Genomic DNA, 21,283 nt, shown 5'->3' on the forward strand with positions numbered 1-21,283 from the left:
AGCCTATTTTAAGTCGATGCTGTTCAACCGTCCCATAAATATAAGTAGATCAATTACGTCTTTGTGAGCATCAAGCAGCGCACGTTTGGTTTGGCTATAAGCTGCAAGTCGTCCGTGCTTTCTGATTGAACATACCTTGGTTTTGTACTTGTAGTCACCATTCTCAGAGAAGACGCGCCACTTAGCGATGTAGCACTCGTCGCGGTGCTCAGGATCACTCTGAGTTGGATTTGGCTTGAATACAATTTTGGGTTCTAAACTATGAGGCAGGCGCGTCATTAGGTAGGGCTCTTTGAGGACTTTGGGCCAAAATTTACCCCAAAGCTGTCTGCCCAGTTCATCTCTTAATTTAATGGTTTTCTTTAGTGCTTTGTCTTCACCCATACGAACAAAACCGACCGACCGATGCAGCACCGTATCTTCGGGAGTATGGATGTGGATCTTAAAAGCGGTTTTGCCTTTCGAGATAAAGCGGTAACCGGTAGCACCAATTAGATTATTCTGACTCATAGTTTGCTAAGTGATGATTATGTTATTAATAAGATTACGCCAAATACTGCAAAACCGAAACTAATACCCATGAAAAAAATAAAGCCTTAGCATCTTTGCTGAGGCTTTATTAGAAACTCTGAGACGAGAGTGTCGCTAACTACATGATTTTCTGCATCACATCACCAATTTGAATGCTTCCCGCAAGGCTTGGCTGATCAATCGTGAGTTCCGCTTCGTTTTCGTAAACGCGAGAAACCGTTAGGGTGATGTCGCTTTGAGAAACCTTGTTGCGTGGCAAACCGCGTTGGTCGATAAACGAACCTGTGTGCCACAGTTGTAACTTGTCACCTTGTTGTACGCCATGCATTCGACCTAAATCAATGGTCACAGTGTTACCAAATACCGCTGCAACCTCTGGAAGGGTGATCTTACATGACACTTCCGATTCTAAGTCCAACATAATATTACGGCTAACACGCAGCATCATGCTGCCGTAGGTTGATGCCCAGAAACGGGCACTGCGGGTGTCGACTTCACTGGTCTTAGCAAATGGCCACTTTGCCACTTCACGATAGCTACGGTTGTAAACCTGATGTCCTGTTTTACCATCGAAGACTTGCATCTCTAACGCAAACTGGCGATTGATGATGTCGTCTTTCAACAGTTTGGACTCGATGGTCGCGGTTAAATCGGTAATGTCGCCACCAATGATGTATTGTGCGCCAGTGTCTTGGGCGATCATCTTGATCACTTCAGGTCGACGTTTGTCGATGTCGTAATTGGTCGTGCCAACGGAAACAAAGCTGCGAGACTCTTGCGCCAGCTGTCGATCTACGACATGACCAAAATCATCACCGATGTTATAGATTCTGCCCATTACAGCTTGCTGTGGGGAAGTCACATCGATGTTGCCGACCAAAAATGTCTTCTTATATTGGCTCTCATGGCAAGCATTTGCCGAAGGATAGATATCGATCCTTGCGGTGATCATTATATTGCCACTGCGTTTTTTCTCTTTTTCTACCAAGATGTAGCGCACTTCATGATTGGTAAATTGAAACTCTTTTTTGTTTGCGTCGAGGTAGGGCGTGAGGTTGGCAATGCTACCAATGTCGGCTCCTGAGAACTGGATCGCTTTATATACCGCGTCTTCCAGAGCATGGACCCTTGCCGTTTCCTCTGACGATACGATGGCTGCGGTACCGGTAACCTCATACCAAGAGGCATGAGCACTGAAGCTTATGGTTATCAGTGAACTTATTGAAAATAAGTAAGAAATTATTTTTTTCATCTATTCGTTACCAGTTGGGTATAAATATTGCTTAACAAATAACTATAAGCTTGAAGCTGACTTAAGTGCGTTTTTCTTAATCTGAACCATTAATGAAAAGCAAAGACTGTTCCAACATTGTAATCCATTGAAAAGAATAATGGTGAGAACATATTGGAACAGGTGGCACTAAAACTATCTGGAGATTAGAGAATGAAAAAATGGCTCGTAGTAATGAGTGTCATGTTACTGACATCATGCGCTTATTCGCCGATCTATAACGGCAAGTCTGAATATTCAGGCAGTCAGTTTATGTTGATGGACAGCCCTCGTCATACCATGGATTTTTTTGTGGAAAGTATGACTGAAGATTTGATCATTTCGAATACAAGTATTTCAGCGAGAACGCCAATAGCAATTACTTCGTTTGTGGACCTGCAGCACATGGACACAACGAACTGGCTAGGCAACTCGGTATCAGAAGGCTTCATTCATCAGTTTCAGCGTCGTGGTTTCAAGGTGGTTGATTTTAAAACTACTGGCTCTATCCAAGTGACTCACCAAGGTGACTTTGCGTTGAGCCGCGATTGGAAAGACCTCGCACAAGAGCAAGACGTACAGTATGTATTGACAGGCACCATGCTTCGTCAAGAAGGCGGTGTACTAGTAAATGCTCGCGTTGTTGGCATGCAAACTCGAATTGTAGTGGCGACGGCACAAGGCTTTTTACCTGCAGACCGTATTGGCCGTGACCTAGATACTCTCAACAGTATTCGAACTCAAGATGGCGTGATCATTCGTTCCGATCCAACGATCAGTCAGCCTTATACTGTTATTCTTCGCCCTTAGGAGTTCGAGATGAAGAAGTTAATGTTTGTTGTTGCCGCTTTATTGCTTGTTGGCTGTCAGCCATTGCAGAGCATGAGACCTGATGATTTCTTAGTGGCTGTTGGCTATGCGAGTATCAGTGAGCAGAAAGGTCGTAACGACGAAGAGAGACGTATCCGCGCGATGAGAGCCTCTAAGATCGATGCTTATCGTGAGCTTGCTGAACAGGTTTACGGCATGCGAGTAAGCGGTCGAGCAGAACTTGAAGATCAACGGCTTGGTACAGAGCGTACGTCAGGTGCGGTTGATGGTGTTATCCGTGGCGCAGAAGTGGTGCGCAGTTACCCTGTGGGTGATAGCTACGTAACAGAGCTTCAGTTGGATATTCGCAAGATGGATCAGCTACGTAACTACGGTGAAGTTCAGGCAGTACCTGAGAAGAGACAACAAACACTGTTCTAATTTCGGTGTTCGAATTGAATATTCAGTGATATTGGTTGCTACTTGCTTTCCAGATGGCATATCGGCAACCAATAACTAATATGGATGTAAAAGCGGCAAGTATGAAAATACTTGCCGCTTTTTTGTTTATCGATTTTGTCAGGGTGTTCAAAGGCTGATTAGAAATTTTGATAAAGGACAACGACAGAAATAGCCTGAGATACAGATACAGATACAGATACAGATACAGATACAGATACAGATACAGATACAGATACAGATACAGATACAGACTTAAGTAGGAGTGTTGTTGAAGAGGTAGCTTAACTAGGCTTTTACGTTGGTTCCCAGCGTGGAAATAGTATGCGTTTGACCACCGGCATTGTAGGTCATGCCAATTTTACCGTGGCTTTGCTGCATCATATTGCTGAGTTTTTTGAAGCTAAGGTGTGCTCGATTCAAGGCTTCGCCATTAACAAGGTTCGCTTGCTGGCAATCGTGCACTATCGACTGGATCTTTGTGACTAACTGAGCAAGTTCAGGATTCTCGGTCAGTTCTGAGATATTGGTATGGGTCGCGATTCGCTGATCGGTTGATCTTAATTGTTCAACAAGGACTACTTTTTCTTTGGCGATTCGCTCAATATCGTTTGATTGTCGGCTCGTAATAGCGGTTTTCTCTGAACTTAATAATTCAGATAAGGCTTTGGCATTTTGAAGTTGAAAATTAACTAAATCTGCTAGTGCCGCCATAACGTAAACCTATTCATAACCTCGTATGCTTTAAGACAATCACTTCAATCAAAAGTGAGTGTTGGCTTAAAGACCTTTTAATTCATCTTCGAACTTGATCATGTTGTCTGCCAGTTTTTCTGGATCAACAGTGTATGAACCGTTCGCAATCGCTTCTTTGATCGCTGCTACTTTCACAGAATCAAAGCTTGGTTGTGCTGCCATATCTTGGTGGAGCTGACCAATCGCTTTGCCTTGTTGGCTAAGTGAAACCGCATCTTTGCTTGCTGGTGATTTAGTTGATACATCAGAACGTGATGCCTCAGAACTAGAATCAGAGCGTACTGCTGATCGGTTAGTGGTCGTTAGGGTTTGCCCTGAACGAATATTATCAATGCCTGCCATAGTTAAGCCTTTTTCTTCAAAAATGGGAACCTGTACAGTCAATATCGACCAAGGGTTCGAATACTTTAGCAATTTTTAGCTCAATAGTCGAAAAGCGACAAAACACCGCCGCCGTTATATTTGGCGTTAGAGTAGAGAGTGAAATCGCTAACGATACCGTCAATTTAGAAGTAAAGAGTTAAAAGTAAACTGTGACTTCAGACATGCTGGTAACAATTCCTTCAATTATACGCTGTGATTTGTCATTTTTCACTCTTACTTGATCACCCATAGAGCCATCGGTAAGCGCAGTCCCTTTGGTGGTAATGGTCATGCCACCTTTTACTGCCTGTATGATAACCTTCTCGTTTCGGCACACGACACAGATATCACCTCTTTCTACAACATCGCCCGGTCTTAGGTTCTTTTTTACCTTAGCGCCGATGACTTGTTGTGGGGCTGTGAAACCTTGGCGACGAAACTTGTTAAGAGAAATCATAGCGGTGGTGACATCGTATTGACCGACGATTTCGCCTCTCGCGAGTGAACGAGTGGTGGTGACAAGGGGCACCGACATCGAAAGACGCACGGGTACATAAACGCGCCACTCATCAGGAACACATTGCACTAAAACCGTAATACTGCTGCGGGTATTGGTGGTGGTTGAGGCGCTGGTCTCTAAAGGAATTGGGCAGTCTGTCGCTTTGATTCTTGAATCAACATTTGCTGAATTAACAAAGAGTTCGCCGCCTTGTGGCTGCTCTACCGTATCAAGGATATGTTGTTCTGCTGCAGACTGAATCATCTCAATTTGTTCTGGGGTCGCAGCTTGTACAAAAAAACTAAACAATATTGATAAAATGCCGATAAACTTAGCGACAGTTTTAAAAGTAGCTCTACACATTGCTATGGAAAAAAGCGGCAGATTTGTTTTATAATACATCATTCCGTTTCTCTAGTGGTTCGTAGCCTGCAGTAGACTAACACTTTTTATCCAAAAAAGTTTGATATGGAGATGAGCTCATGACGGGTATTCTTGATTCGGTGAATCAGCGTACGCAACTCGTCGGTCAAAACCGATTAGAATTACTAACCTTTCGCCTAATGGGGCGTCAGCGTTACGGCATTAATGTCTTTAAAGTAAAAGAAGTGCTTCAATGCCCTAAGCTGACGAAGATGCCAAACTTGAACCCACTGGTTAAAGGTGTCGCACACATTCGTGGCCAAACGATCTCTGTGATCGACTTGAGCTTAGCGATTGGTGGCCGTCCTACAACGGATGTTGAAAAGTGTTTTGTGGTTATCTCTGAGTTTAACCGAACCATTCAAGGTTTCTTGGTAAGTTCAGTAGAGCGCATTATTAACATGCACTGGGAATCGATTCTTCCGCCGCCGGATGGCGCAGGTAGAGCTAACTACCTGACAGCGGTAACCAACATTGACAATGAATTGGTAGAAATTCTCGATGTTGAGAAGATCCTTGCAGAAATTTCTCCTGTTGATGAAACAATGGACAGCAAGATTGCTGAAGACATTGCGAAAGTAGAACAAGAGAAAGAACTGGTTCGTCGCATTTTGATCGCTGATGACTCGACCGTTGCTCGTAAGCAGGTCCAACGTGCTATTGAGTCAATTGGCTTTGAAGTTATCTCAGTGAAAGATGGTAAAGAGGCCTATGAGAAGCTGGTGCAGATGTCATCAGAAGGCAGTATTTACGACCAGATTTCGTTGGTGATTTCAGATATCGAAATGCCAGAGATGGATGGATACACGCTAACTGCTGAGATTCGTCGTCACGCCGAACTTAAAGATTTATACGTAATTTTACACTCATCATTGAGTGGTGTATTTAACCAAGCCATGGTTGAACGCGTAGGAGCCAACTCCTTCATCGCGAAATTCAACCCTGATGAGCTTGGTGCAGCGGTAAAAGCTGCGTTAACTAACTAAAAGAGACATTAATGACTGCTATAACAATAAGTGATCAAGAGTATCGCGATTTCAGCCGTTTCTTAGAATCTCAATGTGGCATTGTATTAGGTGACAGCAAGCAGTATTTAGTGCGCAGTCGTTTAAGCCCATTAGTAACGAAGTTTAAGTTAGCTTCGTTATCTGATTTGTTGAGAGATGTAGTAACAGGTCGAAACCGTGAGCTGCGTGTGGCTGCTGTCGATGCCATGACGACGAACGAGACACTTTGGTTCCGTGATACTTACCCGTTTGCTGTGCTTGCGGATAAGCTTCTACCGGAAATAGCGGCAAATAAACGTCCTATTAAGATTTGGTCTGCCGCAAGCTCTTCAGGCCAAGAAGCATACTCAATGGCAATGACGATTCTTGAAACTCAAGCTCGTAAGCCGGGTATGCTGCCAAATGTATCGATTACCGCAACTGACATCTCAGCAAGTATGTTGGATATGTGCCGCACGGGCGCGTACGACAACCTAGCTTTGGGACGCGGACTTTCTCCTGAGCGTCGTCGTACCTTCTTTGAAGATGCGGGTGATGGTCGTATGAAAGTGAAAGACAACGTGAAGCGCATGGTGAACTTCCGTCCTCAAAACTTGATGGACAGCTATGCATTGTTAGGCAAGTTCGACATCATTTTCTGTCGTAACGTGCTGATTTACTTCTCACCTGATATGAAGTCAAAGGTACTTAACCAGATGGCAAACAGCCTCAACCCTGGTGGTTACCTACTATTGGGTGCGTCTGAATCGTTAACAGGCTTAACGGATCGTTTTGAAATGGTTCGCTGTAATCCAGGCATCATCTACAAATTAAAGTAATGAATAGCACCAGTATAAGGTGCGACGTTACTGCTTAAATTCAAAACCCAGCCAAGTGCTGGGTTTTCTTTTTCCTGCTTAAGCTATATCTTTAAGTCAGAGTGACATTCCAATTTACTCTATTTTTTGGCTTGTATATTGCAAGTTTACCTACGAGTAACCTGTAAAAGTATTGATAGACCGCTTTGTTTTAAAAGTTGGTATATATATTGCTTTGGTTATTTCATAACAGTCAGTTCTTGAGTTGAGGTTTACATGGCTATTTCTTTTGACAATGCTTTGGGCATTCACCAGCACACAGTTGGTGTACGTGAGCGTAACGCTGAGGTGCTTTCCACCAATATCGCGCAAGCAAACACGCCTGGGTATAAAGCAAAGGGATTAGACTTTAAGAAATCACTGCAAGCGGCAAGTTCTGGGGCAAGCATTGGTCTTAGCCGTACAGATGGTCGGCACATTTCTGCCTCAACAACGGTGAACGGGGAAACGAAGTATCGAATTCCTACACAACCTGATACAGGAGATGGCAACACGGTTGATTTGGATTTGGAAAGAAACCTTTTCATGCAAAACCAAATTAGGCATCAAGCCTCTCTCGACTTCTTAGGAAGTAAGTTCAAGAATTTAACTAAAGCGATTAAAGGGGAATAATTAGATGAGCTTATTTAATGTATTCAATGTGACTGGTTCTGCGATGAGTGCTGAATCTGTTCGTCTAAATACTACCTCGAGCAACCTTGCAAACGCGGACAGTGTAAGTAGTTCTGCTGAAGAAACTTACAAGGCTCGCCACGCAGTGTTCGGCGCTGAGTTAAATCGAGCACGCAACAGTGACCACACTGTGCCTGTGAAAGTATTGGGTATTGTAGAAAGCGATAAGCCGCTGAGCGCGGAGTACAACCCTGATCACCCATTAGCGAACAACGAAGGCTACATCTACAAGCCTAACGTGAACGTTATGGAAGAGATGGCAAACATGATTTCGGCATCACGTGCGTACCAAACGAACGTACAGGTTGCTGACTCGAGTAAACAAATGCTGCTGCGTACGCTGCAGATGGGTCAATAAGGATAAGGAGGTAGCACATGGCTGGAATCAACAACAATGTTGGTCAAAGCGGCTTGTCCTATGTTGACCAGCTGAAGAGTCTTCAAGATGGCGCTAAAAAGCCCGATGAAACAACAGGTAAGCAGGATCTTAAACAAGAAGATTTCTTATCTTTGTTGACTAAGCAACTAGCACAACAAGACCCTTTCAAGCCGGTTAGCAATGACCAGATGATTGCGCAAATGGCTTCATTTGCGACTGTAGATGGCATTGGCAAAATGAATACACAGTTTGAAAGCTTGAATTCATCAATGACCTCTAACCAAGCACTTCAGGCATCCTCTTTGGTTGGTCGTGACGTATTGGTTCCTGGTGCGGCAGGTGTAAAACCCGGTGATGGCGGTATGGCGGCAATGGTTAAGCTTCCTCAGGCAATGGACAATGTAATGGTCCGTGTTGAGAACGAAGTTGGCCAATTGGTTCGCACATTTGATATCGGCTCTAAACCATCTGGTGATACACGTGTTGAATGGGACGGAAAAGACGAAGACGGTAACCCATTGCCGGCCGGTAAATATAACGTGAAAGCGTCGGGTTTACTGGATGGCGAGAACACAGAGTTCCAAGTTTCCAGTTATGCGAACGTGAACAGTGTGCTTCTTGGTAAGGGTGATGGCAACGTACTACTCAATCTGGCTGGTTTCACATCGCCAGTACGACTTGCTGAAGTACTAGAAGTTGGTAAAGCGTAGCTCTTTATTGAGTGACTATGCTAGCTAGATAGATTAGGAGAATATTGGAATGTCATATGTAGCTTTAAGCGGCCTATCCGCTGCACAATTAGACCTGAATACAACCAGTAACAATATTGCGAACGCAAACACGTTTGGCTTTAAAGAGTCTCGTGCAGAGTTCGGTGATGTTTACTCAAACTCGTTGTTTACTAACGCAAAAACGACGTCTGGTGGTGGTGCGCAAGCTAGCCAAGTGGCGCAACAGTTCCACGAAGGTTCAAGTATTTATACGAACAACCCAATGGATTTGCGTGTAAGTGGTACAGGTTTCTTTGCAGTATCGAAAGATCGCATGGTGCCAGAGATTAACGAACTAACGCGTAATGGTGCATTTCACCTAAACAAAGACAACTACATGGTTACGGCTAATGATGAGTTTCTTTTAGGTTACGATGTGGATCCAAACTCGGGTGAAGTTCTTTCTTACGCGCCAAAGCCTCTCGACATTCCTGCTGAGTTTGGTAAGCCAAAACAGACAGAAAACATTGAAGTAGGGGTCAACCTTCCTGCAAATGGTGATCTTAAAGACCCGGCTGCATTTAACTACCAAGATGCTGATACTTATAACCGTGCAACGTCTTCGACGGTATACGATTCTATGGGTCAGTCTTACAAGTTAACGACTTACTACCTCAAAGATCAGACTCAACCAAACACTTGGCAAACGTACTACACCATGTCAGATGAGAATGGTGAGAAGCCATTGAACATTACTGGCGGTGATGCGACGAATGCAACAGGTCATGTTGGTCACACAATGAAGTTCAACAATGATGGTACGTTAGCAAGCCTAAACAGTGGTCAGCCAATTAACTCTGATCCTCTAGGTGCAGGTGCGAACCCAATTGACTTGAACGGTGCCGATCCAACACAGGTGCTTAAGTTTGGTCTGGATTCTTCAACTCAGTTTGCTGCTCCGTTTGAATTGACTAAGTTTGATGAAGATGGTGCGACAACAGGTTTCTTAACTAAAATCGATTTCGATGAGTACGGCAGTGTTCTAGGTACTTACTCAAATGGTGAAAACGTGATGCTTGGCCGTGTAGGCTTAGTTCGTGTACCAAATGAGCAAGGTCTAGATAAGAAAGGTGGCACTCAATGGGATTCTACTAATGACTCAGGTGACAAGATCTGGGGTGAATCGAACAAAGGTTCATTTGGTAGTATCAACAACGGCTCTCTAGAGCAATCGAACATCGATATGACTCAAGAATTGGTTGATTTGATTTCTGCTCAACGTAACTTCCAAGCGAACTCGCGTTCTCTAGAAGTACACAACCAGCTACAACAGAATATTCTTCAGATTCGTTAATCGTTTCGAGCGTTTGAATCATCTGCGAATACCCAATTCAATGTTATTGAATTGGGTATTGTTGTTTGTCTTCTTATTTGCCGCCCCTATTGCCGCACGGTAATGCCACTGGCAACAATTCTTCCTCAATGATCCTTTAATGATCACCCATCCTTGTTCATTTTATATTTAAACTATTGATAAATAACAGTTAAAAATATTGGCACAGTGTTTGCTTTATAAGCTCTAGAAGATGATTTTTTGGAGCAAAATTATGGATCGCGCACTGTTTCTTGCCATGAGTGGCGCTAAGCAAAATATGCAGGCTTTGCAGCTACGTGCAAACAACCTTGCCAACGTGAGTACAACGGGTTTCCGTGCTGATTTAGCACAAGCACGTTCAATGCAAGCGTATGGTGAAGGCATGCCTACTCGTGTTTTCAGTATGACAGAGCGTCCGGGCCATAATTTCTCGCAAGGTAGTGTGGTTACCACTGGCCGAGATCTCGATGTTACCGTTCAAGGTGATGGTTGGATTTCAGTTATGGATAACACCGGCCGCGAAGGTTTAACACGTAACGGCAACCTTAAGGTTGACCAAAACGGTTTGCTAACTAATGCAAGTGGTCATTTGGTGCTAGGTGAAAACGATGCGCCAATCACACTGCCCATCCCAATCAGTAAAGTAGAAATTGGTACTGACGGTACGATTTCGGTGATTCCTCAAGGCGCTCCAGCTGAAGAATTGGCCGTAGTTGATCGTATTAAGCTTGTACGTCCAAACAACCAAACTTTGTTTAAAGATACGAATGGTCTATTCCGTTCGAAAAACCCAGATCAGGCATACGAAGCAGATGCAGCGGTAACGTTGCTAAAAGGTGCTATCGAAGGCAGTAACGTAAATGCCGTAGGTGAAATGACCAGCTTAATTGACTTACAACGTCAGTTTGAAATGCAGGTCAAGATGATGAGCACAGCAGAGGAAATGGACAAGTCGTCTGATTCACTGCTTCGTATGAGCTAATAGAATTTAAAGGAAATTGCTATGCATCCAGCACTATGGGTAAGTAAAACAGGTTTAGACGCCCAACAAACCAATATCTCAACGATTTCGAACAACCTTGCCAACGCCTCGACCATTGGTTTTAAAAAGAGCCGCGCGGTATTTGAAGATCTGTTCTACCAGAACATCAACCAACCGGGTGGTCAATCGTCTCAGAACACTGAGCTGCCAAGTGGTTTGATGTTGGGTGCTGGTTCTAAAGTTGTTGCTACTCAGAAAGTGCACACGCACGGTAACGCACAAACAACGTCGAACAGCCTAGATATGATGATCGAAGGTGACGGCTTCTTCCAAGTTGAGATGCCAGACGGTGAAACGGGTTACAGCCGTAATGGTCAGTTTACTCTGAACGGTGACGGCGCAATCGTAACATCGGGCCAAGGTTACCCTCTACAACCAGAAATCGTAATTCCTGAAGACGCGATCTCAGTAACGGTTGGTAACGACGGTGAAGTATCGGTTCGTCTACGTGGTGAGCAAAACAACGTCGTAGTTGGCCAAATCACGATTACAGACTTCGTAAACCCAGGCGGTTTAGAGCCAGTCGGTCAAAACCTTTACTTACCGACTGGTGCGAGTGGTGACCCGCAAGAAGGTGTACCGGGCTTCGATGGCCTAGGTAACATTCGTCAGTCGATGCTAGAAACATCGAACGTAAACGTAACCGAAGAGCTGGTAAACATGATTGAAGCTCAACGTGTATACGAAATGAACTCAAAAGTTATTTCGTCAGTAGACAAGATGATGAGCTTTGTTAACCAACAGCTGTAATTGGTTTGTTAGCCGTTTACTTATTCGAATTCATCAACGTGTTTCTACTAATTGATCCATTGACCACTGCCTGCTGAGAGTATATCGCCATGAAACGTATTTTTTGTTTAGCTCTGTTTATGTCTATGACGGGTTGTGCTGTGCTGGACCCGATAGAGACTCCAGCAGAAGAAAACGCAACCACAGTAGTTGATGCAGTGGAAGGTGATAAGTCGGCTGAAGAGAGCTCAGGCATTATCGACACGCTTCGTGGTAGAACCGATCCAATTGCAGGTGACCCTGCATGGGCGCCAATCAATCCAAAGCAGAAACCAGAGCATTACGCAGCGGCAACGGGTTCACTATTCAATGTGAATCATATTGGCAGCATGTACGATGACTCAAAACCGCGTGGTATTGGTGACATCATTACTGTGGCGCTAGATGAGAATACTCGAGCGACCAAAAAAGCCAACGCAGACATGTCTAAGTCGAACGATGCATCGATGGAGCCTTTGGCCGTTGGTGGTCAAGAGCTAACGATCGATAAGTACAACTTCTCTTACGATCTGAGCAACACCAATACCTTCGCTGGTGACGCATCAGCCAACCAAAGTAACAGCATCAGCGGCTACATTACCGTAGAAGTTATTGAAGTATTAGCCAACGGTAACCTAGTGGTTCGTGGTGAAAAGTGGATGACATTGAACACAGGCGATGAGTATATCCGCCTGAGTGGCACTATCCGTCCAGACGATATTGATTTCGAAAATACCATCGCTTCAAACCGTGTTTCTAACGCAAGAATTCAGTACTCGGGTACGGGCGTGCAGAAAGATATGCAAGAGCCTGGATTCTTGGCACGATTCTTTAATGTATCTCTGTAGGGCTTGAGAGGGTGTCGACATACTGATAGCCTCTATCACTCAGCCATATTTAGCTAAGCTATTATAAATTAAAGCAATACAGACAGGTTACTCAATGAAAAAACTAACACTCGTACTATTCGGCATGCTATTTCTTGCCACCAGTGCCCATGCTGCGCGTATTAAAGACGTGGCAAAAGTGGCGGGTGTTCGTAGTAACCAACTTGTTGGCTACGGTTTGGTGACAGGTTTGCCGGGTACAGGTGAGACAACTCCCTTTACCGATCAAACGTTTAACGCAATGCTGCAAAATTTTGGCATCCAATTGCCGCCCGGCACTAAGCCAAAAACCAAAAACGTAGCGGCTGTTATTGTGACTGCTGAACTGCCAGCTTTCTCTAAGCAAGGTCAGGAAGTTGACGTAACCGTGTCTTCTATCGGTTCGGCAAAAAGCCTACGTGGTGGTACGCTGCTACAAACCTTTTTAAAAGGTCTTGATGGCCAGGTGTATGCCGTAGCGCAAGGTAACTTGGTAGTAAGTGGTTTTAGCGCGCAGGGTAACGACGGTTCTAAGATTGTTGGTAACAACCCTAACGTTGGCATCATCTCTAGCGGTGCAACGGTTGAACAAGAGATTCCAACCCCATTCGGTCGCGGTGACTATATTACCTTCAACCTAATCCAATCAGATTTTACAACGGCTCAGCGTTTGGCTGATGCGGTTAACAACTTCTTAGGCCCACAAATGGCGTCTGCGGTAGACGCGACGTCAGTAAAAGTTCGTGCACCTCGAGAAATCAGCCAACGTGTGGCTTTCCTGTCTGCAATTGAAAATATCGAATTCGACCCTGCAGAAGGTTCTGCAAAAATCATTGTTAACTCTCGTACCGGTACGATCGTGGTTGGTAAGCACGTTCGCTTAAAAGCGGCGGCGGTAACGCACGGTGGTATGACGGTCGCAATCAAAGAAAATCTCAACGTAAGCCAACCGAATGCATTTTCTGGCGGCCAAACAGTAGTGGTTCCTGATTCAGATATCGAAGTCACTGAAGCTGATGGCAAGATGTTTAAGTTTGAACCTGGCCTAACGCTGGATGATTTGGTTCGAGCAGTTAACGAAGTCGGCGCAGCGCCTTCTGATCTAATGGCAATCCTTCAAGCACTGAAACAAGCGGGTGCGATTGAAGGCCAATTGATCATTATCTAAGGGGTTAAGCATGATTAAGAATAACAATGACATCGGCTTTATCCACGACATCGGCAGCCTAGACCGCCTTCGTCAACAAGCGGTAAACGGTGAAGAAGGCAGCGAGAAAGAAGCATTAACCGCTGCGGCAAAGCAGTTTGAATCAATTTTTACCTCAATGTTGTTTAAGTCGATGCGCGATGCGAACTCAAGCTTCAAATCGGATATGCTGAATAGCCAGAACGAGCAGTTTTATCGCCAAATGCAAGATGAGCAAATGGCGAGTGAGTTGAGTGCTTCAGGTTCGTTAGGTCTTGCGGATATGATTGTGGCGCAGTTAAGCGCGGGTCAAGCAAGCGATGCGATGGAAGATAAGGTTCGTAGTGAAGGCTTTGATACTTCATTACAAAGACCTCAATACTCAGGCCGTTCAGAAGGTCGAGCATCAGAAGTACAATCTGCGCAAGCAGCAAAACAGCCAGTATCCTTTGATTCTCCAGAATCGTTTGTGACCTCAATGAAGCCTTACGCAGAAAAAGCAGCGAGCGCGCTTGGTGTGGACTCGTCTCTACTATTGGCACAAGCTGCCCTTGAAACGGGTTGGGGTTCTAAAATGGTTAAGAACTCTTTGGGCAACAGCAATAACCTATTCAACATCAAAGCAGACAGAAGTTGGAAGGGCGATAAGGTTGCTACGCAGACACTTGAGTTCCACGGTAAAACAGCCGTTAAAGAGTCGGCTTCTTTCCGTTCTTACTCAAACTTTGAAGATAGCTTTAACGACTATGTGAAGTTCTTGAACGAAAACCCAAGATACGAAACGGCATTGCAGCATCAAGGTAACTCAGAGAACTTCATCAAAGGTATCCACCAAGCAGGTTACGCAACTGACCCTAACTATGCAGATAAGGTATTGCGCGTTAAAGCTAAGATTGATGAGATGAACTAATCACCTTTAATGAACATTGAGAGCTTGCCATTGGCAGGCTCTTTTCCTATCTATCACCTCAAGTTTTGCTGCGAAGTCTGTAGTTATCTCCTTACACTTCAATAAATTATTGCCTTTGAGTTCTCAGTTTTATCTATTGGCATATATATTGCTTTATCTCTTGATGATATGCAGTTGTAGTTAATCAGTTTGCGCTGATTTTGTTAAGTTTTTTGGGGGCATTATGGCGTCGGATCTTCTGAATGTAGGGGCACAAAGTGTTCTTACCGCTCAGAGACAGCTAAACACCACAGGTCATAACATTTCTAACGCCAACACAGAGGGCTATAGCCGCCAATCTGTGATTCAAGGTGTGAATGACCCGCGCCAGTACGGTGGCCAAACCTATGGTATGGGTGTGCATGTGGAAAATGTTCGCCGCTCTTGGGACCAATTTGCCGTCAATGAACTTAACCTATCGACAACCAATGCCGCCAACAAAGGTGATACCGAAGCCAACCTAGACATGCTGTCGGGCATGTTGTCATCGGTTGCTTCGAAGAAGATCCCAGAAAACCTCAACGAGTGGTTTGACTCGGTTAAAACATTGGCCGATACACCGAATGATGTTGGTGCGCGAAAGGTTGTATTAGAAAAGGCTGGGCTATTAACTAAAACGTTGAACGAATTTCATGAAACAGTTCGCCAACAGTCTGATTCTACCAATAAAAAGTTAGATATGGGTATCGAGCGAGTTAACCAACTGGCTTACGAGATCCGTGACGTGCAACGCTTAATGATGCGAACTCCTGGGCCACATAACGACCTTCGAGATCAGCACGAAAAGCTTATTAATGAGCTGTCTGGTTATACCAAAGTCACGGTAACTCCGCGCTCAAACGCCGAAGGATTTAACGTCCATATCGGTAATGGCCATACCTTGGTTTCAGGTAGTGAAGCAAGCCAACTGAAAATGGTTGATGGCTTGCCCGATGCGCATCAGCGTCGCTTGGCGATTGTTGAAGGGAAGTCTTTAAAACCGATCACAAGCAGTGATATCGACGGAAAAATCGGTGCCATGTTAGACATGCGAGACGAGCATATTCCAGCAATCATGGATGAGCTTGGTCGTTTGGCGACGGCGTTTTCGTACAAGGTAAATAGTCTTCAAGAGCAAGGTTTGGATCTCAACGGCAACGTAGGCCAAGATATTTTCACCGATGTGAACTCAGAGCTGGTGGCAAAATCTCGTGTCACGGCTAGTGGGCAGTCAACCGCTGATGTTGCGGTGTATATCGATGACACCTCTGCCTTAAAAGGTGGTGAGTACGGCCTTAAGTATGACGGCAGTGATTATGTCGTGACTAAGCCGAATGGCGAAACCGTTAAGGTGACGACCGACTCTAGTGGTAACGCTTTTTATCTTGATGGCATGCGAGTGGAAATACGTAATCCTCCTGAACTTGGTGAGAAGTTATTACTGCGCCCTACGCGCAACTTTGCTGCTCAAATTCAGATGGAAACTAAAGACCCTAGAGATATTGCCGCACAAAGTTATGAGGCATCGACCACCTTTGCTAAAGGCACTGCGGGGTTCAAAATTTTAGCGGCTGGCCAATTACGTGAGTTCGAAGTGGTTGTATCGCCAAAGGGTGAGCAATTTGCCGTGACGGATCCAAAGGGCAACATTTTAATGCAGCCGCAACCGTATCCGCCACAAGGGCCTGTGACCATCAATGGCACCACCTTTGAGCTAACAGCCGGTGCGGTGGCAAACGATAAATTTACGGCAAACCTTGTCCCATCAGAAGGCGATAACGGAAACCTACGTAAGCTACAAGATCTCCAAACAGGTAAGATCTTGAATGATGGTGAGTCTACGATTTTAGACCTTTACCACAATTTGAACACCAATACGGGCTTGAAGTCTTCCACGGCAAATCGCTTGAGTGATATCGCGACGCTAGAAAAGCAGTCAGCTCAAGAACGTATTGCTTCGATTTCGGGGGTTAACCTCGATGAAGAAGCGGCAAATATGATGAAATTTCAACAAGCGTATATGGCTTCGTCACGCATCATGCAAGCAGCCAACGATACGTTTAACACCATTTTGGCTCTGAGATAGGAAGGTATAAATGTTGAATCGCATCTCTAGCTTCCACAATTATCAGTCAGTACAAAACGACTTGCGCCGCCAAGAGAACAAGGTGCATCACAACCAAGCGCAGCTCGCTTCTGGTAAGAAGTTGCAGTCGCCGAGTGATGACCCATTGGCGACGCACTATTTACAGAATATTGGTCAGCAGTCAGAGCAGCTTAAACAGTATGTAGATGCGATTACTTTAGTAAGAAACCGTCTTGAACATCATGAGGTATTGGTCTCCAACACTGAAGGCTTTGCTGATGAAGCAAAACGAACCGTGATGGAAATGATCAACGGTGCACTTTCTCCAGAAGACCGCTTAGCTAAGAAGCGTGAAATTCAAGAACTGGCGAATAACTTTCTGCATTTAGCCAACTCTCAAGATGAGTCGGGTAACTACACATTTGCGGGTACTAAACCAAAGAACCAACCTTTCTTTCGAGATAATGAAGGGAACGTGACTTACCAAGGTGATGACTATCAACGCAAGATGCGTGTGGCAAGCAGCTTTGAAATGGCGATGAATGATCCCGGCAGCAAAATGTTTATGGAAATAGACAACCCGTTCGGGGATTACGAGCCTCAATATGAGCTTGAGCCTGCGTCTGAGTTATTGCTCGGGCGTGCGACCAACAGCGATGAAGATGGGTCTACTTATAAAGTGACTTTTGTCGACATGCAGACGGGTAATTTCGCTTATCAGCTTGAAAAAGACGGTGCAGTGGTTGCAGCAGAAGATTTTGATCCTTCGACAGGCATTGTTTACGAAGGGCTGAATATTCAAGTCAAAGGCCAGATCACTAAGGGTGACTCCATCACCTTAGAGCCGAGAGAGACATTCTCTATCTTTGATACGTTCAAAGAGGCGGCAGAACAGGCAGAAAACCCTGTGTCGGATGCATCGGCAACGGCGAAATTGCACCAAGTAACAGAAGAGTTCCATGCTGCGTTTATCCATTTAACTAAGGCGAGAACCGATGTCGGTGCACGCTTGAGTACCTTGGATATTCAAGAGCAACAACATGAAGATTTTAAGTTGTCTTTGGCGAAAGCAAAAAGCAACTTTGAAGACTTGGATTATTCGAAAGCCATCATTGAATTCAATGAAAACTCTCGAGCACTCCAAGCTTCACAACAAGCGTTTGGCAAAACAAAAGACCTGACCTTGTTTAATTATATTTAATGATCAATCGGTATTTAGTGGTGAGCTGCTGTTCATCACGGAGTCGATTCTTTGCCTTATGTGCTATGCCATACGTGCGAATGACTTCAATACTTGCCGCTTTTTTATACGAAACGTTTTGTTTTTCAAGATAGCGGCAAAAAACGGCAATCAGGAGGGTATACGCTGTTTCACCCTCAAAGAACAAACAATCATAATCGCGTTTAATTTTTTGTAAGTTTTTGATTTTTATTTAATTAAAAAATTATTTATACAAAATTAAACTTGGCATACAACTTGTATCTGTGTTGGTTATAAATGATTAATACAGATCTTAAACCCTGAATAGGGTTTATCGAGTAATACACGGTCAGTGCTTATCCATATGAGAGTAAAGCTGGCCGCTTCGCAGAAAGTTTGCGAACTCATAAGGAGAGCAAAATGGCTATCAATGTAAGCACTAACGTATCTGCTATGACAGCACAACGTTACCTGAATAAAGCGTCTAATGACTTAGCGACTTCTATGGAGCGTTTGTCATCTGGTCACAAGATCAACAGCGCGAAAGATGATGCAGCAGGTCTGCAAATCTCGAACCGCTTAACGGCTCAATCTCGTGGCCTTGATGTAGCAATGCGTAATGCTAACGACGGTATTTCGATTGCTCAAACCGCTGAAGGCGCGATGAATGAATCAACCAACGTACTGCAACGTATGCGTGATCTAGCGATTCAATCATCAAACGGCACTAACTCTCCAGCAGAGCGTACTGCACTGAACGAAGAGTCAATGGCACTTCAAGATGAGCTTAACCGTATCGCGGAAACAACCTCTTTTGGTGGCCGTCGTCTACTGAATGGTTCATTTGGTGAAGCGTCGTTCCAGATTGGTTCTAACTCTGGTGAAGCGATGATCATGGCGTTGACTAGCATTCGTGCCGATGATTTCCGCATGGGTGGTACTACGTTTGATTCAGAAAACGCGAAAGATAAAGATTGGCAAGTTCCGCCAACTGCAAGCGATCTTAAGTTCGAATTTAAGACTAAAGCGGGCGAAGACATCATTCTAGATATCAACACCAAAGCGGGTGACGATATTGAAGAACTGGCGACTTACATTAATGGTCAATCTGATCTAGTGAACGCATCGGTTACCGATGAAGGGCGTTTACAGTTGTTCGTTGCTGAACCTGATCTTGAGGGTTCAATGTCTATCTCTGGTGGTCTAGCATCTGAGCTAGGTATTAAGAGTGAAGGCCGTGCAACATCAGTTCAAGATATCAGCCTAACAAGCGTTGCAGGTTCACAGAACGCAATCAGTGTGATTGATTCTGCAATGAAGTACGTAGATTCACAGCGTGCTGATTTGGGTGCGAAACAGAACCGTCTAAGCCACAGTATTAATAACTTGGCAAACGTACAAGAGAACGTAGACGCTTCTAACAGCCGAATCAAAGATACGGACTTTGCGAAAGAGACGACGCAAATGACCAAGTCACAAATTCTGCAACAAGCAGGTACTTCGATACTTGCTCAAGCAAAACAGTTGCCTAACTCTGCAATGACATTGTTGCAATAGTTATTGGTTGAACTTGCTGCTCGTGTTCAGACGTGAGCCATGCAGCAAGGGAAACTGGCAAGCATGCTTACTATTGAGTGTTTAGCTCTCTCATCTCTCACCTGCTATCCATTTTTACGGTAAGAATGCAACGGCAAGTCGGAAATGTGTTCATTTCTCGATGATCTCCACACAGGCTCTGACGCGCCAACTAGCCCCGGTTCTCTCAAAGGAAAAGGGGCTTTTTCCTTTCTGTGTTTCTTGTTTTTGCTACTTACTTCCCTGCGAATTTTCTCGCTCTACCTTTCTTAGATCTCTATTTGACGACTCTTCTTCACGACAAATAATTTCATCTATTGCACAAGATTTGCCTACCCCAGAGATCTTTGGTGATTGATCATTTCTCCATCTTGACTAATTTAGATGGCGATTCGTACGTTTTTTGAACAGGTTAAAATCTTTTTTCAATTGAAATCTATCTCTGTAATAGAAAGTGATGAAAATTAAGTTATTGATAAATATTAGATTAACATTTTTTTTTGTGGTTTTTTAAAAGTTTTTCTAAAGCTTCTGAATTTCGCGCCGTTATTAAAAGTAACTTTGAGAGAACTACTTTGGTTTTCCGAGACGTCGGAAACCGCTATACCGGAAAATCAATTGGAGAAATCACCATGGCAGTGAATGTAAATACAAACGTTTCAGCGATGACAGCGCAACGTTACCTAAACAACGCAAACAGCGCACAACAAACATCAATGGAGCGTCTAGCTTCAGGCTCAAAAATCAACAGCGCAAAAGATGACGCTGCGGGTCTACAAATCTCTAACCGTTTGAATGTTCAGAGCCGCGGCCTTGATGTTGCTGTACGTAACGCGAATGACGGTATCTCTATTGCACAAACTGCTGAAGGTGCAATGAACGAGACAACGAACATCCTGCAACGTATGCGTGATTTGTCTCTACAATCTTCAAACGGCTCAAACTCAAAATCTGAGCGTGTAGCGATTCAAGAAGAAGTAACAGCACTGAACGACGAACTAAACCGTATCGCGGAAACGACGTCTTTTGGTGGCAACAAGCTGCTTAACGGTACTCACGGTACTAAATCATTCCAAATCGGTGCGGATAACGGTGAAGCGGTAATGCTTCAACTGAAAGACATGCGCTCTGATAATGCTCAGATGGGTGGTAAGAGCTACCAAACTGAGAACGCGAAAGACAAAGATTGGAACGTTCAAGCTGGCTCTAACGACCTAAAACTGTCGTTCACTGATAACTTCGGTCAAGCACAAGAAATCGACATCAGCGCAAAAGCGGGTGACGACATCGAAGAGCTAGCAACGTACATCAACGGTCAACAAGACTCTGTGAAAGCGTCTGTAACTGAAGATGGTAAGCTACAAATGTTTACTGGTAACAACAAAGTTGAAGGCGAAGTGGCATTCTCTGGTAGCCTTGCTGGCGAACTAGGCATGCAACCTGGCAAAGACGTAACGGTTGATACTATCGACGTAACATCAGTTGGTGGCGCACAAGAGTCTGTAGCGGTTATCGATGCG

Annotated in this window: 22 protein-coding genes; 17 read left to right on the forward strand and 5 right to left on the reverse strand. The window is 44.4% G+C overall.

What is annotated here, in order from left to right; all coding sequences use genetic code 11:
* Nucleotides 1-3: 3 nt before the first annotated feature.
* Together CWO08_RS20915 and CWO08_RS20920 are read right to left on the reverse strand one after the other, a co-directional pair.
* On the reverse strand, nucleotides 4-510 hold the full coding sequence (locus CWO08_RS20915) for a hypothetical protein (RefSeq protein ID WP_017062268.1): 507 nt from the start codon (nucleotides 508-510) through the stop codon (nucleotides 4-6).
* A gap of 139 nt (nucleotides 511-649) precedes the next feature.
* Nucleotides 650-1,783, reverse strand: a complete 1,134-nt coding sequence (locus tag CWO08_RS20920) for a flagellar assembly protein FlgT (protein WP_017062267.1) — start codon at nucleotides 1,781-1,783, stop codon at nucleotides 650-652.
* A 192-nt stretch (nucleotides 1,784-1,975) separates the two neighbouring features.
* Here CWO08_RS20920 and CWO08_RS20925 point away from each other — a divergent pair, with 192 nt between their 5' ends.
* The gene (locus tag CWO08_RS20925) at nucleotides 1,976-2,611 is read left to right on the forward strand and encodes a FlgO family outer membrane protein (RefSeq protein WP_017064137.1); all 636 of its coding nucleotides are present in this window, start codon (nucleotides 1,976-1,978) and stop codon (nucleotides 2,609-2,611) included.
* Nucleotides 2,612-2,620: 9 nt separating this feature from the next.
* Complete coding sequence (gene flgP / locus CWO08_RS20930; protein WP_016791311.1) at nucleotides 2,621-3,052, forward strand: flagellar assembly lipoprotein FlgP; 432 nt, start codon at nucleotides 2,621-2,623, stop codon at nucleotides 3,050-3,052.
* A 306-nt stretch (nucleotides 3,053-3,358) separates the two neighbouring features.
* On the opposite strand, the gene CWO08_RS20935 is transcribed toward flgP, so the two are convergent.
* From CWO08_RS20935 to flgA, 3 genes are all read right to left on the reverse strand, one after another.
* Nucleotides 3,359-3,784 (reverse strand): flagella synthesis protein FlgN, encoded by a 426-nt coding sequence (locus CWO08_RS20935; protein WP_017062264.1) that lies wholly within the window; start codon nucleotides 3,782-3,784, stop codon nucleotides 3,359-3,361.
* 66 nt (nucleotides 3,785-3,850) lie between these two features.
* Nucleotides 3,851-4,168, reverse strand: a complete 318-nt coding sequence (gene flgM / locus CWO08_RS20940; RefSeq protein WP_017062263.1) for a flagellar biosynthesis anti-sigma factor FlgM — start codon at nucleotides 4,166-4,168, stop codon at nucleotides 3,851-3,853.
* Between the two features lie 178 nt (nucleotides 4,169-4,346).
* Nucleotides 4,347-5,093 (reverse strand): flagellar basal body P-ring formation chaperone FlgA, encoded by a 747-nt coding sequence (flgA, locus tag CWO08_RS20945; protein WP_048659809.1) that lies wholly within the window; start codon nucleotides 5,091-5,093, stop codon nucleotides 4,347-4,349.
* Nucleotides 5,094-5,170: 77 nt separating this feature from the next.
* Between flgA and CWO08_RS20950 the strand changes: the two genes are divergently transcribed.
* From CWO08_RS20950 to CWO08_RS21025, 15 genes are all read left to right on the forward strand, one after another.
* A complete protein-coding gene (locus CWO08_RS20950) occupies nucleotides 5,171-6,097 on the forward strand; it encodes a chemotaxis protein CheV (RefSeq protein ID WP_048609568.1) in 927 nt (308 codons plus the stop codon).
* An 11-nt stretch (nucleotides 6,098-6,108) separates the two neighbouring features.
* Nucleotides 6,109-6,936, forward strand: coding sequence for a protein-glutamate O-methyltransferase (locus CWO08_RS20955; RefSeq protein ID WP_004736174.1), 828 nt, complete (start codon nucleotides 6,109-6,111; stop codon nucleotides 6,934-6,936).
* A 255-nt stretch (nucleotides 6,937-7,191) separates the two neighbouring features.
* Nucleotides 7,192-7,587: a flagellar basal body rod protein FlgB gene (flgB, locus tag CWO08_RS20960; RefSeq protein WP_004736175.1), complete on the forward strand. Its 396-nt coding sequence runs from the start codon at nucleotides 7,192-7,194 to the stop codon at nucleotides 7,585-7,587.
* Nucleotides 7,588-7,591: 4 nt separating this feature from the next.
* Entirely contained in the window at nucleotides 7,592-8,005 is a 414-nt protein-coding gene (flgC, locus tag CWO08_RS20965) for a flagellar basal body rod protein FlgC (RefSeq protein WP_017631739.1), read from the forward strand.
* A 17-nt stretch (nucleotides 8,006-8,022) separates the two neighbouring features.
* Complete coding sequence (flgD, locus tag CWO08_RS20970; protein ID WP_010439286.1) at nucleotides 8,023-8,736, forward strand: flagellar hook assembly protein FlgD; 714 nt, start codon at nucleotides 8,023-8,025, stop codon at nucleotides 8,734-8,736.
* 49 nt (nucleotides 8,737-8,785) lie between these two features.
* Nucleotides 8,786-10,090, forward strand: coding sequence for a flagellar hook protein FlgE (flgE, locus tag CWO08_RS20975; protein WP_048609567.1), 1,305 nt, complete (start codon nucleotides 8,786-8,788; stop codon nucleotides 10,088-10,090).
* Nucleotides 10,091-10,343: 253 nt separating this feature from the next.
* Nucleotides 10,344-11,093, forward strand: coding sequence for a flagellar basal body rod protein FlgF (locus CWO08_RS20980; protein ID WP_048659811.1), 750 nt, complete (start codon nucleotides 10,344-10,346; stop codon nucleotides 11,091-11,093).
* A gap of 21 nt (nucleotides 11,094-11,114) precedes the next feature.
* Nucleotides 11,115-11,903, forward strand: a complete 789-nt coding sequence (gene flgG / locus CWO08_RS20985) for a flagellar basal-body rod protein FlgG (protein WP_004739713.1) — start codon at nucleotides 11,115-11,117, stop codon at nucleotides 11,901-11,903.
* An 89-nt stretch (nucleotides 11,904-11,992) separates the two neighbouring features.
* Nucleotides 11,993-12,769 (forward strand): flagellar basal body L-ring protein FlgH, encoded by a 777-nt coding sequence (gene flgH, locus CWO08_RS20990; RefSeq protein ID WP_048659814.1) that lies wholly within the window; start codon nucleotides 11,993-11,995, stop codon nucleotides 12,767-12,769.
* 94 nt (nucleotides 12,770-12,863) lie between these two features.
* Nucleotides 12,864-13,955 (forward strand): flagellar basal body P-ring protein FlgI, encoded by a 1,092-nt coding sequence (locus CWO08_RS20995; RefSeq protein ID WP_017106350.1) that lies wholly within the window; start codon nucleotides 12,864-12,866, stop codon nucleotides 13,953-13,955.
* Nucleotides 13,956-13,965: 10 nt separating this feature from the next.
* Nucleotides 13,966-14,883, forward strand: a complete 918-nt coding sequence (gene flgJ, locus CWO08_RS21000; RefSeq protein ID WP_108021027.1) for a flagellar assembly peptidoglycan hydrolase FlgJ — start codon at nucleotides 13,966-13,968, stop codon at nucleotides 14,881-14,883.
* A 223-nt stretch (nucleotides 14,884-15,106) separates the two neighbouring features.
* Complete coding sequence (gene flgK, locus CWO08_RS21005; RefSeq protein WP_048659816.1) at nucleotides 15,107-16,987, forward strand: flagellar hook-associated protein FlgK; 1,881 nt, start codon at nucleotides 15,107-15,109, stop codon at nucleotides 16,985-16,987.
* Nucleotides 16,988-16,997: 10 nt separating this feature from the next.
* Complete coding sequence (gene flgL, locus CWO08_RS21010) at nucleotides 16,998-18,188, forward strand: flagellar hook-associated protein FlgL (RefSeq protein ID WP_048661936.1); 1,191 nt, start codon at nucleotides 16,998-17,000, stop codon at nucleotides 18,186-18,188.
* Between the two features lie 420 nt (nucleotides 18,189-18,608).
* Entirely contained in the window at nucleotides 18,609-19,745 is a 1,137-nt protein-coding gene (locus tag CWO08_RS21015; RefSeq protein ID WP_076651682.1) for a flagellin, read from the forward strand.
* A gap of 650 nt (nucleotides 19,746-20,395) precedes the next feature.
* A partial coding sequence (locus CWO08_RS21025; RefSeq protein WP_108021028.1) for a flagellin occupies nucleotides 20,396-21,283 on the forward strand: 888 nt, incomplete at its 3' end.

This window comes from Vibrio sp. 10N.286.48.B8 (assembly GCF_003050085.1).
In the GTDB taxonomy this organism is placed as follows: Bacteria; Pseudomonadota; Gammaproteobacteria; order Enterobacterales; family Vibrionaceae; genus Vibrio; species Vibrio crassostreae.